This is a genomic window from Vibrio sp. M60_M70 (genome assembly GCF_037162085.1).
Taxonomy (GTDB): Bacteria; Pseudomonadota; Gammaproteobacteria; order Enterobacterales; family Vibrionaceae; genus Vibrio; species Vibrio diabolicus.
Genome location: NZ_JARLUL010000001.1, coordinates 1,303,698 through 1,318,219 on the forward strand (window position 1 = coordinate 1,303,698; position 14,522 = coordinate 1,318,219).

At 45.2% G+C, this 14,522-nt stretch carries 14 protein-coding genes; 8 read left to right on the forward strand and 6 right to left on the reverse strand.

The annotated features are described in order from the left end of the window. Nucleotides 1-8 precede the first annotated feature (8 nt). Entirely contained in the window at nucleotides 9-398 is a 390-nt protein-coding gene (locus P4S59_RS06110) for a DUF2750 domain-containing protein (RefSeq protein ID WP_005378129.1), read from the forward strand. Nucleotides 399-480: 82 nt separating this feature from the next. Here the strand turns inward: P4S59_RS06110 and P4S59_RS06115 are convergent, their stop codons facing one another. From P4S59_RS06115 to pspF, 6 genes are all read right to left on the reverse strand, one after another. Beyond that, complete coding sequence (locus tag P4S59_RS06115) at nucleotides 481-1,272, reverse strand: peptide ABC transporter ATP-binding protein (protein WP_005393308.1); 792 nt, start codon at nucleotides 1,270-1,272, stop codon at nucleotides 481-483. Beyond that, entirely contained in the window at nucleotides 1,269-2,264 is a 996-nt protein-coding gene (locus P4S59_RS06120; protein ID WP_005378126.1) for a peptide ABC transporter ATP-binding protein, read from the reverse strand. Before P4S59_RS06120 ends, P4S59_RS06115 begins: the two co-directional genes overlap by 4 nt. Then, on the reverse strand, nucleotides 2,264-3,151 hold the full coding sequence (locus P4S59_RS06125; RefSeq protein ID WP_005378123.1) for an ABC transporter permease subunit: 888 nt from the start codon (nucleotides 3,149-3,151) through the stop codon (nucleotides 2,264-2,266). Before P4S59_RS06125 ends, P4S59_RS06120 begins: the two co-directional genes overlap by 1 nt. Then, a complete protein-coding gene (locus P4S59_RS06130; protein ID WP_046874787.1) occupies nucleotides 3,138-4,100 on the reverse strand; it encodes an ABC transporter permease in 963 nt (320 codons plus the stop codon). The genes P4S59_RS06125 and P4S59_RS06130 overlap by 14 nt, the downstream gene beginning before the upstream one ends. Beyond that, the gene (gene sapA, locus P4S59_RS06135; RefSeq protein ID WP_337168094.1) at nucleotides 4,100-5,719 is read right to left on the reverse strand and encodes an ABC transporter substrate-binding protein SapA; all 1,620 of its coding nucleotides are present in this window, start codon (nucleotides 5,717-5,719) and stop codon (nucleotides 4,100-4,102) included. Before sapA ends, P4S59_RS06130 begins: the two co-directional genes overlap by 1 nt. Before the next feature lie 205 nt (nucleotides 5,720-5,924). After that, nucleotides 5,925-6,935, reverse strand: a complete 1,011-nt coding sequence (pspF, locus tag P4S59_RS06140; protein WP_046874789.1) for a phage shock protein operon transcriptional activator — start codon at nucleotides 6,933-6,935, stop codon at nucleotides 5,925-5,927. A 232-nt stretch (nucleotides 6,936-7,167) separates the two neighbouring features. Here pspF and pspA point away from each other — a divergent pair, with 232 nt between their 5' ends. From pspA to P4S59_RS06175, 7 genes are all read left to right on the forward strand, one after another. Continuing rightward, nucleotides 7,168-7,839 carry a phage shock protein PspA gene (gene pspA, locus P4S59_RS06145; RefSeq protein WP_145532260.1) on the forward strand — a complete coding sequence of 224 codons (672 nt, stop codon included), beginning with the start codon at nucleotides 7,168-7,170 and terminating at the stop codon, nucleotides 7,837-7,839. 14 nt (nucleotides 7,840-7,853) lie between these two features. After that, nucleotides 7,854-8,087: an envelope stress response membrane protein PspB gene (pspB, locus tag P4S59_RS06150; RefSeq protein ID WP_046874790.1), complete on the forward strand. Its 234-nt coding sequence runs from the start codon at nucleotides 7,854-7,856 to the stop codon at nucleotides 8,085-8,087. Further along, entirely contained in the window at nucleotides 8,080-8,469 is a 390-nt protein-coding gene (gene pspC, locus P4S59_RS06155; RefSeq protein ID WP_012841944.1) for an envelope stress response membrane protein PspC, read from the forward strand. Before pspB ends, pspC begins: the two co-directional genes overlap by 8 nt. A 162-nt stretch (nucleotides 8,470-8,631) precedes the next feature. Continuing rightward, nucleotides 8,632-9,663: an efflux RND transporter periplasmic adaptor subunit gene (locus P4S59_RS06160; RefSeq protein WP_301581541.1), complete on the forward strand. Its 1,032-nt coding sequence runs from the start codon at nucleotides 8,632-8,634 to the stop codon at nucleotides 9,661-9,663. A 1-nt stretch (nucleotide 9,664) separates the two neighbouring features. Continuing rightward, nucleotides 9,665-10,762: an efflux RND transporter periplasmic adaptor subunit gene (locus P4S59_RS06165; protein WP_281189385.1), complete on the forward strand. Its 1,098-nt coding sequence runs from the start codon at nucleotides 9,665-9,667 to the stop codon at nucleotides 10,760-10,762. Continuing rightward, entirely contained in the window at nucleotides 10,759-13,869 is a 3,111-nt protein-coding gene (vmeI, locus tag P4S59_RS06170) for an efflux RND transporter permease subunit VmeI (RefSeq protein WP_337168095.1), read from the forward strand. The genes P4S59_RS06165 and vmeI overlap by 4 nt, the downstream gene beginning before the upstream one ends. 72 nt (nucleotides 13,870-13,941) lie before the next feature. Beyond that, entirely contained in the window at nucleotides 13,942-14,508 is a 567-nt protein-coding gene (locus P4S59_RS06175; protein WP_182033833.1) for a DNA-3-methyladenine glycosylase I, read from the forward strand. Nucleotides 14,509-14,522 lie beyond the last annotated feature (14 nt).

Here is a 14,522-nt window from a genome sequence, read left to right on the forward strand (position 1 = left end):
AGACGAATATGTCTGAGCAACTGACCCAAGAGCAGATGGATACCATCAATCGTTACAACGAAGAGCAACGTTTAAAGTACTGCGTAAAAGAGATTGTGGCGAATCGTAAAGTTTGGATTCTGAAAGATGAACATGGCTGTGTCATGTTAAATACAGAAGATGATGATTGTGTACCAGTATGGCCAAACGAAGAGTTTGCTTTGCAATGGGCGAATGGTGATTGGGAAGATTGCGAGCCAGAAGCGATCTCTCTAAACAAGTGGCACAGTCGTTGGACCTCTGGTCTAGAGGATGACGAGCTATCGATTGTTGTATTCCCAAATCAAAATGAAGAAGGGGTCGTATTGTTTCCTGACGAGTTTGATTTTGAACTGCGCAAACAAGCGAGCCGCCGCTAATTTTTTGATTCGTGTCCATTTAATAAAGAAGCCTGCTTTAACGCAGGCTTCTTTACATTTGAACGATGACATCTTTGATAGGCTATTTTGTTTGGTGGCTTGGCGCCTTATAGAAGTGGCTTTCGACTAGGCGTTGAGTAATAGGATGCTCGGGATGAGTCAATACCTGGTTGGTTTCGCCAAACTCGACCACTTCACCTTCATGCATCACCATCACTTTGTCAGTAATGTGCTTAACAATGCCAATGTGTTGAGATACATACACAAATGACAATCCCATCTCTTCTTGCAACTCGAGGAATAAGTTAATGATCTGTGAGCGCATTGCCATATCCAAACCGTTTAACGCCTCGTCAGCGACAATGATGGAAGGTTGAAGAATAAGCGCACGAGCTAAACACACACGCTGTTTTTGACCTGCCGCTAGCATTTGTGGGTAAAAATAGGCGTGTTCAGGCAACAATCCGACGCGGAGTAGGGTGTTCTTCACACGCTGCATGCGTGCATCTGGCGGCATGTTGGTATTTCGCTTTAATGGGCCTTCCAAAATACGGCCAATCTGGATACGCGGGTTGAGCGATGTGTTTGGATCTTGGAAAATCATGCGAATGAGCTTACAGCGTGTTGCGTAATCTTTGTGCTCCAAACGTTCGCCATTCACACGGATCTCTCCGGAGCTTGGCTCTACAACGCCTGCAAGCATACGGGCAAGAGTGGATTTTCCTGAACCGTTTTGGCCAATAAAACCGATAGTTTGCCCCGGCTCTAACGTAAAGCTCACCGGTTTGACAGCCTCATTAACCTGACGTTTGAATAGTCGGGAGCGCGTAACAAACTGCTTCGATAAATTATCGACTTCAAGTAACGCACTCATGACTTTTTCTCCGTGTTCAATGGAAAGTGGCAGTTAAATTTATGATTCTTAATTCGTCTGGTGTGTGGAATTTCAACACATTGTTTCTGCGCATACGGACAACGTGGACCGAGTCGACAACCGATTGGCAGATGCTGCAATGGCGGAATCGAGCCCGGTAGGGATTGGAGTTTTTGCTTGTGTGGTACCCAATCATTAAAGTCTGGCATCGCTTTAAGCAAGGCATCTGTATACGGGTGCTTGGGTGCTGCAATGATTTTACTGGTATCGGCAGACTCTACCGACTGACCACAATACATTACCGTAATGCGGCCCGCCCATTGTGTGATGGTTGCTAAGTCGTGACCGATAAGCAGAATAGTCGTGTTATTGAGCTGGTTCATACGGCTCAATAAACGCAATATTTGCGACTGGGTAATCGGGTCCAAGTCGTTCGTTGGTTCATCTGCGATTAGCAACTTTGGTTTGGTCGCTATCGCCATGGCAATCATGACTTTTTGGCACTCACCATCAGTCAGTTCATAAGGGTAGCTACCCATTAAACGCTTGTGATCTTTAATGCCTACTTTATGCAGAAGCGCGATGGCTTGTTTTTTACGCCATTTAAATCGCTCCCACCATTTCCCTTCAAACGCGCGAGATGGGATGGACTCGATCAATTGACGTCCCACTTCTTCTGAAGGATCAAGACAGGTTGATGGCTCTTGGAAGATCATCGCAATATCACGGGCAATGACACGTCGACGCTCTTTTGGCGTAAGCTGAAGCAAGTCAATATTGCCAAGGCGCATACGGTCCGCGGTAATGCGCCAGTTATCTTTACTTACCCCAACAATCGCTTTTGCAACCAAGCTTTTCCCTGAACCAGACTCACCTACAAGACCACGAATTTCGCCTTCATTCAAAGTTAGGCTCATTCGGTCCACGGCTTTGACCAACCCTTGAGGGGTTTCGATCTCAATAGTCAAATGTCGAATATCTAACAACGGCATTATTCGATCCCCGCATTAAGCGCTTGACGTACACCTTCACCTACTAAGTTTAGGGTAATAACGGTAAACATGATGGTTAGGCCGGGTAGGGTTACGGTCCAAGGTGCAATATAAATCAACTCGACAGAGTCACCTAATATCGCTCCCCACTCAGTACTTGGTGCTTGTGCGCCTAAGCCAAGAAAACCCAGCGCAGTAATATCTAAAATCGCAGCAGAGAGCGCGAGTGTGATTTCAGCAGCAATGACCGTCAATATGTTGGGAAGAATTGAACTCCACAACAAGTAGAAATCGTTCGCGCCATCAAGACGTGCCGCCATAATGTAGTCTTTTTCAACTTCGGTGTGGACTGCGATATAAACGGAGCGAATAAAACGCGGAATCAAAGCCAAGCAGATCGCGAGTAAAATGTTGAACCCACCAAAACCTAGAAATGCCACAAAAATGATCGCTAATAACAACGAGGGAATCGACATTACAGTATCGAGCAAGTGATTGAGGGTACTCGACAGTAAGCCTTTCGTCATACCTGCTAATACGCCAATCAAACAACCTACGACCGCGGCAATCGCAGTGATGGCAACGGCTGCACCAAATGTAAGTTGAGAGCCCATGATCAAGCGTGACAGAATGTCTCGGCCTAAGTCATCGGTTCCCAAAAAGTAATCAACCGTTCCAGCTGGGGCCCATGATGGCGGCACAAGCAATTCGCCTGACTGTGCTTGGGCATCAAACGGCGCAAGCAGTGGCGCAAAAATGGTAATTAGGACGATAAATACCAAGCACCATAGGCCAAACATGGCTAGCCCGTTGGCGCGGTAACTTCGCCAAAATCGCTCAAACTGAGTTGGAATGCGCTCTTCCTGATAAACGTTATTTGTTAGCATACCATTCCTTTCGAACTAGAGGGTTAATCATCGCGCCAATCAAATCAGAGAGAATATTAGCGGTGAGAACCAAAGTCGCAAGTACCATCACGCCAGCTTGGATTGATGCATAATCTTGGTTTGCCAATGCATCTAACAACCAACGACCAATACCCGGCCAGTTAAAAATAGATTCAGTGATGATAGCCAAGGTAATCATACTGGAAAGCTGAACACCGACTTTGGGGATGATAGGCGGTATCGCATTACGCAAGACATGTTGAGTTACGATCTCGCGGTTAGAGAGACCTTTGATTCTCGCTGCACGAATGTAGTTTTGGCTCATCACTTCCGCCACCGAAGAACGCATTAGTCCGACAACCTGCGTGGTTGGAGCCAAAGCGAGCACCAAACATGGCAGCACCATATGCTCAATGACGCTTTGCAGTGCGTGAGCGCGGTATTCACCTTTCGCCATGAATGCATCGATAATGGCAAATCCGGTTACATGATCAATTTCGTAAAGCAGGTCATACCGTCCTGCCACGGGAAAGAGTTGGTATTCCAATGAAAAAACCATGATAAGTAACAAAGCCACCCAAAAAATTGGAGCGGAATAACCAGACATCGACATGAATGAAATGCTGGTGTCGAGCCATTTACCTTGCTTCATCCCAGCCACGGTTCCAAGCGGAATGCCGATCAAAAGGGACACCAAAAAGGCAAAAAAGCACAGTTCCAAAGTGGCAGGGAATACGACGGCGAGCTCGTCATAAATCGCGTTGCCGTTTTTACTTATGCCAAAATCAAGCTGAGAAAGGTTGATTAAGTAAGTTTGCCAACCAGACCAAAAATCAACGTTTGCCCAGTGCGAGAGAGGGTCAAGGCGCAGCAGAGAAAAGCCCACTAACGTGAGGATCATCAAAGTGATGAAAAATAGGTTAAAGCGTCGAACGGTATACCAAAACATCAGTGAATTCTCTCAACTCTATCAAACGGTTGGGCATTGAAAGGGCTTGATTTGAAGCCTGTCAGTGATTTGTCGTGAACACGGAATTGCACACCATGTGCCAGAGGAATTACCGGGAATTCTTGATTTAAAATGTTCTGCGCTTGGCGATATAGGTTCAGACGGTAACGCGGTTCTTGAGTTTCCAATGCCAAATCGAGTAAGAAATCGAAATCATCGTTACACCACATCGATACGTTGAGGCCAACGCGATCAGACTCACAAGATAATAACGGGCGGAAAAAGTTGTCAGGGTCCCCGGTATCACCAATCCAACCAGTTAAAAGTAAATCGATGTCGTTGATGTTCTCTAAATCCACACGTTCGAATCTATCATCGGTTAGCAACGTTAACTCAACCCCAATATCGGCAAAATTCGCTTGGATTAGCTCCGCGGTCTTGCGAGGACTTGGGTTAAAGGCGCGTGGTTCAAGTGGTACCCACATGGTCAGCTCTAGACCGTCTTCATAGCCAGCATCACGGAGTAGTGCTAATGCATAGTTACGGTCATAACGAATTTTTACGCTGTCCTTTTGATAGGCCCATGAATTAGGCGGTAGCAATGTATAAGCTTGCGAGCCAGTTCCGTAGTAAACCGAATCTAAAATGTTCTGACGGTTAATCGCTAAGTTAAGTGCTTGGCGGACGCGAGCATCACTAAGTGCGGTGGTTTCAGTGTTGATCGCAATAAAGGAAACGTTGTTGGCTGGCGTAGCAGTTAGCTCAAGATTGTCATTTTCTTGAATAATGGGTATTTGGCTTGAAATAGGCGAAGAGAGCACATCACACTCGTTTCTTAAAAGTTTCGCCAAGGTACCAGTGCCTCGATGAGAGATATCGAACACCACTTGTTCCATTTTCGCGGGTGACTTCCAGTAGTTAGAGTGACGTTCCAAACGAATCAAGTCGTTCACTTGGTATTCTTTTAGCTGATATGGGCCGGTACCGATAGGAAGTTGGTCGATTTCTTCTTTATGATCTTTTGCTGCCAGTTGCTGTCCGTACTCCGCAGACAATATGACAGCATGGCTGGTGGCAATATTTGCCAAGAAGGAAAAATTTGGCTGAGATAAGGTAAACCTTACCGTATGCTCGTCAATCGCAGTCACGTTTTGCAGCAGGTTTTGAAAATCTAACCCTGCAAACCATGGATAAAAACCACCACCTACTTGGTGAAAAGGATGGTCTACATCAATGATTCGCTTGAAGCTAAATACCACATCCTTTGCATTCAATGGGCGAGTGGGAGTGAACCAGGACGTGGTTTGGAATTGAACATTACGTTTAAGCTTAAACGTGTATTCCGTTCCTGACTCATTCACAGACCAACTTTCAGCGATATTTGCTACTGGCTGATGTGATTTAGGATCGAGCGTGAGCAGCGTATCGTACAACTGCGGGCTCAGTGCCTCTGCGGTAATACCGCTATCAATAAGCTGAGGGTTAAACGTGGTTGGCTTACCTTGTCCGCAAAACACAAAGCCAGCTTTGCGAATGTCATTGTGGTCAATTTCATCACCACAAGCGGTCAGTAGGCTAATCCCAATAAGGCTCAGCGATAATCTTATAAAAGCATTCATAATATGAAATGTTCATTGGATCTTGCTTGTTTCATTTGATCTTACTCTTTCAGAGCTAACAAGCGAAAATGATCTCGCTAATTTATCACCTTTGTGAACTCGCTCCAAACATAAAATCCATACACTGTAAGGTGTTATGCTTGAAAGACATACAAATTAGAGCGCTGTCACTCGCTCGCTAACCGATCAAGCACCTTCGACCTAGCTAGCTTTGCCCGACTAAACCATATTTTCTAACCATCCCTCGTAATTGGTGGTAGCTCAAACCAAGTAGCTCGGCTGCTTGTCGTTGATTAAACTTGGCTTCTTCCAATGCGCGATTGAGTAAGTGGATGTCTTGCTCTTCTTGCCACTGTTTATAGTCTAGAGGGAATTGAACTGCGCTGCTTGGTGCTTCCTCTTCTTGCTGCTGTTCGGCTTGCTCGGCATTATGACCAAGCGTGTTATTCCAAACTGTTTCAAAAGGATTGAAAATCAGTTCATCAATTGGATCGGCATTGAGACCATGTTGGTAAATAGCACGTTCAATCACGTTTTTTAGTTCACGGACATTACCTGGCCATTCATATTCAAGAAGCGAATGCTGTGCTTTTGAGGTAAAACCGACAAAATATTCGAGCTGAAGTTCACGGCACATCTTCATCGCGTAGTGCTCTGCTAAAGACAGGATGTCTTCTTTTCGTTCACGAAGAGGAGGCAGCATGATGACGTCAAACGCTAAACGATCGAGTAAGTCGGCACGGAAATCACCTTGTTCCGCCAATTTTGGTAAGTCCGCATTGGTTGCACAAACAAGTCGAACATCCGCATTGAGAGCGGTATGACCGCCAACTCGTTCATATTCACCATATTCGATGACACGCAACAGCTTTTCTTGAACTAAAAGGGGCGCGGTGGCTAGTTCGTCAAGAAACAAAGTGCCGCCTTCGGCGCGTTCGAAACGTCCTTTATGCTTGCCCTTAGAGCCTGTAAAGGAGCCGGACTCATGACCAAATAGCTCTGAATCTATTAGTCCTTCGCTTAAGGTCGCACAGTTGAGTGATAGTAGTGGCTTATCCCAACGTCTTGATAAATAATGCAAACGCTGAGCGATGAGCTCTTTACCCGTTCCTCGTTCACCAATAATGAGGACTGGACGCTCAATAGGCGCAAGTTGTGATACTTTATCTAGTACGGCGAGAAAAGCAGGTGATTCACCAATCAGGTTTTGCTTCATAAAGTCCTTCTTATTTAACAGCCGAGCCATGATTTACATATGGAGTTGGTGAATTTCACCAACAGTTGGTGAAAAACATCATAGCATAATAGTGCACAACGACAACAAAATGCATAAGTTTCTGATTTTAAATGTAATTTTAAGTTGGCATGCTACTTGTAATGTATTCAGGGAGACACAAGGTCAATCACCACCTTGTCGAGTTTTAATAGGAAAAAAGAGGAGTTCCGTTATGGGTATTTTTTCTCGATTTGCAGATATCGTTAACTCAAACATCAGTGCATTGCTGGACAAGGCGGAAGATCCTGAAAAAATGATCCGTCTTATCATTCAAGAAATGGAAGACACACTTGTTGAAGTGCGTACTAACTCGGCTAAAGCGATTGCAGACAAAAAAGAGTTGGCTCGTAAAGTTGAAACGTTAGAAGAGCAAATTGGCGAATGGAGCCAAAAAGCGAGCCTAGCGTTGGTAAAACAGCGTGAAGATTTGGCTCGTGCAGCGTTAATTGAAAAGCAAAAGCTTGAGCAAGTGATTAAAGGTCTTCACACTGAACAGACGTTAGTAGAAGAAACGATCGACAAGCTTACAGGCGAGATCGGTAAGTTAGAAAGTAAAATTGCAGAAACGCGTGCAAAACAGCAAGCACTAGCAATTCGTAACCAAACAGCCTCTAACCGTCGTGATGTGCAAAAACACCTGCACACTAGCCGTACTAATGAAGCGATGGCGAAGTTTGAGCAGTACTCGCGTAAAGTGGATGAAATGGAAGCGGAAGCAGATTTGTACGCACAAACTGGTAATGCAAAATCGCTAGAGCAAGAGTTTGCAGAGCTTCAAGCTCAAGACGAAATCGAAAAAGAGTTGGCAAAACTGAAAGAACAGATGTCATCACAAGATAAATAAGAGAGGAGCCATTTATGTCGACATTTTTATTTGCAGGACCAGCAATTGTCTTTCTGATCTTTGTCGCTCCTCTATGGCTCTTCTTACACTATCGCAGTAAACGCAAAACGGATAGTGCTCTGTCGAGCCAGGATCTGGAGCGTCTTCAAGTACTATCTGAAAAAGCGGAAGCGATGCAGTCCCGAGTTGATACATTGGAGCGCATCTTGGATGCTGAGTCACCAACATGGAGACGCAAGTATGACTAATCGAGAGCTGTATCGTGACCCAGTAAATGGCAAAATCTCCGGTGTTTGTGCCGGAATTGCCAACTACTTTGGTGCAGAAGTTTGGTTGATTCGTATTGTAGTGATTTCTGCAGCGCTGTTGGGTGGTACGTTTTTGGTGCTGTTAGCATACGTCGCGATGGCGTTTATGTTAGAAAAGCAACCAGTGACGTATTCTGAAAATATCCGAGCGCAACAAGAGCACACACTTAAAAGTAAGCCTTGGCAGAAAGGACAAAGTCCGGACCAATTGCTCAGTGTGTTGGAACGCGATTTTGACCGTCTTGATGGCAAAATCCGTAACATGGAAGCGTATGTTACGTCTGATACATATAGGGTGAATCGGGAGTTCAGTAAGCTCTAAACACTCCGCATCCAAAGAAGATTTAAACGAAGCAGGTGCAAAGCCTGCTTTTTTGTCACAAATTACTAATTTTAAAGCACTATTAATCTTTTCAACTCTGGAAGTTCGCCCAGAATTCATCTACTTTAAAAATAATCCCTTAATTTTTTATGGATGAATGTAATGAGAAGATTGCTCATTCCTGTCGCCATCTCGGCTGTGTTGTCGGGGTGTGGTAAAGAACTTCCCCCTGTTCCAGAACCTGAATCCCGCCCCGCAAAGCTATTTACAGTATCTGTTGGCAATGCCCAATTTGAACGACACTTTCCTGCCACGACGGAAGCTGGTGATAAAGCGGTACTGACGTTTCGAGTTCCTGGACTTCTTCAAACGATTGAGGTGAATGAAGGTCAAGTCGTCAGCAAAGGCGATGTATTGGCTTCATTAAACCCTGATGAATATGCTCTGCTTGAACAGCAAGCTCGGGCAAATTTCGCGCTCGCAGACGTGCAGTACAAGCGATACCAAAAGTTACGCAAAGACCAAGTGGTGTCCGAACAAGATTTTGATGAGGCAAAAGCGAATCACAATTCAGCCAAAGCTCAGTGGAATCAAGCAAAGGCAAATTTAAGGTATACCAAACTTGTCGCGCCATATGATGGTACGATTTCATATATTCCAGCAGAAAACCATGAGTATGTTGCCGCAAAAGAAGGCGTGATGAATATTCAATCTAACCAACTTCTTAAGGTGATATTCCAAGTCCCTGACTATCTGCTAAATCGTTACACCCAGGGTAGCGATGTCTCTGCCAGAATGGTCTTTGACGCTTTCCCCGAGCAGTCATTTGACTTGACCTTTCAAGAAATCGATACAGAAGCAGATCCTAAAACCGGTAGTTACAAAGTCACTATGGTTATGGAGCGACCAGCAGAAATAGGCCTTTTACCGGGCATGTCTGGTAATGCTTACCTCCTATCTAAAAATGCTGGTGCAACAAAAATTCCTAATTCCGCGCTGCTAGAAGAGAACGGCAAAACATACGTTTGGCGTGTCGATGAGCAAGGTATTGTGTCCAAAGCCGCAATTAAGATGAATGACAAAAATCAAGTGTTAGCTGGGCTTAACGATGGCGACCAAATCATTATCTCGGGTGTCAGTGTAATTGAACCCGGAATTAAGGTAAGAGCGTGGATTAAGGAAAGAGGGTTGTAATATGAAAGGAATCATCTCTCTAGCGACTTTACTTGCAACGCTTTTTCTCGTTGGCTGTGGGGATAAGGCGCCAGAAAAAGAGCTCGAAACGCCACGAGTTAGGGTTACGTCATTAGCGGGAAACAAGGTGGATGACAACTTGTACTTCCCAGCGGTTGCGAATGCAGCGGATCGCTCTCATTTGAGCTTCAGAGTGGCAGGAGAAGTCAGCCGCATCATGGTAAAAGAGGGCGATAAAGTCACGAAGGGTGATGTTATCGCAACGTTGGACCCTACGGACTATGAGTTGGATGTAGATAATGCGAGTGCGCGTTTTTCTGTTGTTGACAGTCAGTATCGCCGTTCACGTCCTTTGGTTGATAAAGGCCTATTAGCTAAGTCTCAGTTTGATGAAATTGCAGCACAACGACAAATCGCTCTGGCTGAGCTTAAGTTAGCGAAACTCCGTTTATCATTTACTACCTTAAAAGCGCCTGTGGATGGGATCATTTCTCGAGTTAATATCGAGCAATTCGAAAATGTCCAAGTCGGACAGCATATCGTCAATATTCATAGTTTGGAGCGAGTAGAGGTGCTGATTCAACTTCCAGACCGGCTCTATGTGAACCAACCGCCAACGGAAGAAAGACTTACCGCGATAAAAGCATTGGTGCGCGTCCCTAGTGGTAACGAGTACAACGCGACCGTGAAAGAATTTACGACTGAGCCAGACCCAACCACAGGCACGTTTACCGTCACATTATCGCTTCCTATGCCGGAAGAAGAATACATCCTAGATGGGATGGCAGTTGAGGTGACCTCCAAAGATAAGAACGTTGGCTTGGATCTCAATTTAGGAATTAATGTTCCTATTGAAGCCATTTTCAATGCGGACGGTGACGAGCTGGGGCGGGAAAACAAATTTGTTTGGGTACTGAATGATGACAATACGGTATCGCGCAGACAGGTTCGAGCAGGTAAAGCATCTAAAACATCCATTCAAATCCTTGATGGTCTCATGCTGAAAGACAAAGTTGTGATTGCCGGTGTTTCTCGGTTAAGGGATGGCATGAAAGTGGAAGTGATACAGGAAATGGCTACGCAGGAGGCCGGTCTATGAGCGATCTTAATAAATCAGTGCCTCAAAGTGATGATGATGTGACCGGTATTGCTGCGTACTTCATCCGAAATCGTGTCATCAGCTGGATGGTCGCACTGATCTTTTTGATTGGTGGTATCGCTGCATTCTTTGGGTTAGGGCGTCTTGAAGACCCTGCTTTTACCATCAAAGATGCCATGGTGGTGACCTCTTATCCTGGTGCGACGCCGCAACAAGTCGAAGAAGAAGTGACTTATCCGATCGAAAAAGCGATTCAGCAGCTTACTTATGTTGATGAAGTGAATTCGATTTCTAGCCGAGGATTATCGCAAATCACAGTCACGATGAAGAACAATTATGGCCCTGATGATCTGCCACAAATCTGGGATGAGTTACGCCGTAAAGTGAATGACCTTAAAGGGACGTTGCCTCCGGGTGTGAATGAACCTCAAGTGATCGATGATTTTGGTGATGTTTACGGGATTTTGTTAGCGGTGACTGGCGACGGTTATAGCTACAAAGAGCTACTGGATTACGTTGATTACTTACGCCGAGAGCTCGAACTGGTTGATGGCGTGAGTAAAGTTTCGGTATCCGGGCAACAGCAAGAGCAAGTTTTCATCGAAGTATCGATGAAAAAGCTGAGCAGTATAGGACTTTCCCCCGATACGGTCTTTAATCTTCTCTCGACGCAAAACGTGGTTTCTGACGCAGGGGCGATCAGAATTGGTGACGAGTACATCAGAATTCAGCCGACTGGCGAATTCCAGAGTGTGGATGAGCTAGGCGATTTGTTGATTACTGAGTCGGGAGCTCAGGGGCTCATCTTCTTGAAAGATGTAGCGGAAATAAAACGTGGTTATGTAGAAGTCCCGAATAATATTATTAATTTTAACGGCAGCCTCGCACTAAACGTGGGTGTTTCTTTTGCTGAAGGCGTCAATGTCGTTGAAGTCGGAAAAGCGTTTGATCATCGCCTTGCAGAGCTAAAGTACCAACAACCTGTCGGTATCGAAATCTCGGAAATTTACAGTCAGCCTAAAGAGGTGGATAAATCGGTTAGCGGTTTTGTTGTCAGCTTGGCTCAAGCCGTCGGTATCGTCATTATCGTACTTCTGTTCTTTATGGGGCTACGTTCAGGTCTGCTTATCGGTTTGATTTTACTGCTGACGGTGTTGGGTACGTTCATTTTCATGAAGTATCTCGCGATAGATTTGCAGCGGATTTCATTAGGTGCCTTGGTTATCGCGTTAGGTATGTTGGTGGATAATGCGATTGTCGTGGTTGAAGGGATTTTGATTGGTACTCAAAAAGGACGAACTCGACTCCAAGCGGCGACTGATATCGTTACCCAAACCAAGTGGCCATTACTTGGGGCAACTGTGATCGCGGTAACTGCATTTGCGCCTATTGGGCTGTCTGAGGATTCGACGGGTGAATACTGTGGCACTTTGTTTACGGTTCTGCTGATCTCATTGATGTTGAGTTGGTTTACCGCTATCTCGTTGACACCGTTCTTCGCTGACATCTTCTTTAAAGGCCAGAAGATTAAACAAGGTGAAGGGGAAGAAAATGATCCATATAACGGGGTTATTTTCGTTATTTATAAAAAATTTCTCCAGTTCTGTATGCGCCGTGCTTGGTTTACCGTTGTGGTGCTGATTGCGGGATTAGCGGCAAGTGTTTATGGGTTCACCTTTGTGAAGCAAGCGTTTTTCCCATCGTCGACAACGCCTATTTTTCAGTTAGATGTATGGATGCCGGAAGGAACTGATATTCGCGCCACCAACACAACGCTTAAAGAGCTAGAACGTTGGTTAACCAAGCAAGAGCATGTTGACCATATCACGACGACCGCGGGTAAAGGCTTACAGCGCTTCATGTTAACGTACGCGCCCGAGAAAAGTTATGCGGCTTATGGTGAGATAACCACTCGTATGGAAAATTACGAAGCGTTGAAACCATTAATGGCGAAGTTTCGAGAGTATTTAAAAGCCAACTACCCAGAAATCAATTACAAGCTCAAACAGATTGAGTTAGGTCCAGGTGGTGGTGCAAAAATTGAAGCGCGCATTATTGGCTCTGATCCAACCGTCCTTCGTACGATAGCCGCTCAGGTCAAGGACATCATGTACGCCGATCCTCAGGCAACAAATATCAGGCATGATTGGCGTGAACGAACCCAAGTTCTTGAACCTCAGTTTAACGAGAGTCAGGCACGTCGCTATGGCATTACCAAATCGGACGTCGATGACTTCTTGTCCATGTCATTCTCTGGAATGACAATAGGCCTCTACCGAGACGGCACGACGCTCATGCCTATCGTGGCTCGTTTACCTGAAGATGAACGCATTGATATTCGTAACATTGAAGGCATGAAAATATGGAGTCCAGCACAGAGTGAGTTTATCCCACTTCAACAAGTCACAATGGGTTACGACATGCGTTGGGAGGATCCTATCATCGTACGTAAGAACCGTAAGCGTATGCTCACTGTGATGGCAGACCCTGATCTTCTAGGTGAAGAAACCGCATCGACGTTGCAAAAACGTTTACAGCCCCAAATCGAAGCGATTCAAATGCCTCCTGGCTATTCACTAGAGTGGGGTGGTGAATACGAATCTTCAGGTGATGCTCAAGAATCGCTGTTTACTACCATGCCAATGGGGTACTTGTTCATGTTCTTGATCACTGTATTCCTATTTAACTCTATCAAAGAGCCACTCATTGTTTGGCTTACCGTGCCGCTGGCGTTAATTGGTGTCACCACCGGTTTGTTGGCACTCAACACGCCGTTTGGTTTTATGGCATTGCTCGGCTTCTTAAGCTTATCGGGAATGGTGCTCAAAAATGGCATCGTATTACTGGACCAAATTGAAATAGAAATGAAATCGGGTAAAGAGGCTTATGATGCGGTCGTTGATGCTGCGGTAAGCCGTGTTCGTCCTGTGTGTATGGCTGCAATCACGACGATCCTTGGTATGATCCCACTATTACCAGATATTTTCTTCAAACCAATGGCGGTTACGATTATGTTTGGTTTGGGCTTTGCGACAGTCCTGACACTGATTGTCGTGCCAGTGTTGTATCGTTTATTCCATAAAGTGGCAGTACCGAAACAGGCTTAGTGCTACTGATATAACGATGAAAAGTATCGCGCCTCTAGCTCATCAGTTAGAGGCGCTTTTTAAGGAAGAATAATGACAGAACAAAAAACGTGTGCGTGGGCGATGAATCACCCATTGGAGCGCGAATATCATGATTCCGAATGGGGCGTGCCAGTATATGACGACCAAACCCTGTTTGAATTTATTACGTTGGAAGGTGCGCAAGCTGGGCTTAGTTGGATTACCATTCTTAAAAAGCGCGAAGGATATAGAGAAGCGTTCGAGAACTACGACCTAGATGCGTTGGAACAAAGAAATGAAGAACGTGCTGAATACATCGTGGAAAACTTCGATGTTGTAAGGCATCGCGGAAAGATTAACTCGGTTTTCAGTAATGCCAAAGCGGCCAAAGCGTTAATTGCTGAATACGGAAGTTTATCAGACGCGTTGTGGCAGTTCGTGGACGGCGAACCAATCATTAATCAATGGCAACATATGAGTGACGTGCCAGCTTCGACAGAGCAATCCAAAGCCATGAGTAAATTCCTTAAAAAGAAAGGCTTCAAGTTTGTCGGTGAAACCATCTGTTATGCTTTCATGCAAGCCGTTGGCATGGTGGATGACCATATCGTTGGATGTCCTAAAAAGCAGAATAAGTAACGTTTGGCTTGTTC

What these genes read in the sequence shown, in the direction of transcription:
- pspC (WP_012841944.1), top strand. Translation starts at nt 8,080, where the DNA reads ATGACTAATCGAGAGCTGTATCGTGACCCAGTAAATGGCAAAATCTCC.
- P4S59_RS06160 (WP_301581541.1), top strand. Translation starts at nt 8,632, where the DNA reads ATGAGAAGATTGCTCATTCCTGTCGCCATCTCGGCTGTGTTGTCGGGG.
- sapA (WP_337168094.1), bottom strand. Translation starts at nt 5,719, where the DNA reads ATGAATGCTTTTATAAGATTATCGCTGAGCCTTATTGGGATTAGCCTA.
- P4S59_RS06110 (WP_005378129.1), top strand. Translation starts at nt 9, where the DNA reads ATGTCTGAGCAACTGACCCAAGAGCAGATGGATACCATCAATCGTTAC.
- P4S59_RS06130 (WP_046874787.1), bottom strand. Translation starts at nt 4,100, where the DNA reads ATGTTTTGGTATACCGTTCGACGCTTTAACCTATTTTTCATCACTTTG.
- P4S59_RS06165 (WP_281189385.1), top strand. Translation starts at nt 9,665, where the DNA reads ATGAAAGGAATCATCTCTCTAGCGACTTTACTTGCAACGCTTTTTCTC.
- pspA (WP_145532260.1), top strand. Translation starts at nt 7,168, where the DNA reads ATGGGTATTTTTTCTCGATTTGCAGATATCGTTAACTCAAACATCAGT.
- P4S59_RS06175 (WP_182033833.1), top strand. Translation starts at nt 13,942, where the DNA reads ATGACAGAACAAAAAACGTGTGCGTGGGCGATGAATCACCCATTGGAG.
- vmeI (WP_337168095.1), top strand. Translation starts at nt 10,759, where the DNA reads ATGAGCGATCTTAATAAATCAGTGCCTCAAAGTGATGATGATGTGACC.
- P4S59_RS06120 (WP_005378126.1), bottom strand. Translation starts at nt 2,264, where the DNA reads ATGCCGTTGTTAGATATTCGACATTTGACTATTGAGATCGAAACCCCT.
- P4S59_RS06115 (WP_005393308.1), bottom strand. Translation starts at nt 1,272, where the DNA reads ATGAGTGCGTTACTTGAAGTCGATAATTTATCGAAGCAGTTTGTTACG.
- P4S59_RS06125 (WP_005378123.1), bottom strand. Translation starts at nt 3,151, where the DNA reads ATGCTAACAAATAACGTTTATCAGGAAGAGCGCATTCCAACTCAGTTT.
- pspF (WP_046874789.1), bottom strand. Translation starts at nt 6,935, where the DNA reads ATGAAGCAAAACCTGATTGGTGAATCACCTGCTTTTCTCGCCGTACTA.
- pspB (WP_046874790.1), top strand. Translation starts at nt 7,854, where the DNA reads ATGTCGACATTTTTATTTGCAGGACCAGCAATTGTCTTTCTGATCTTT.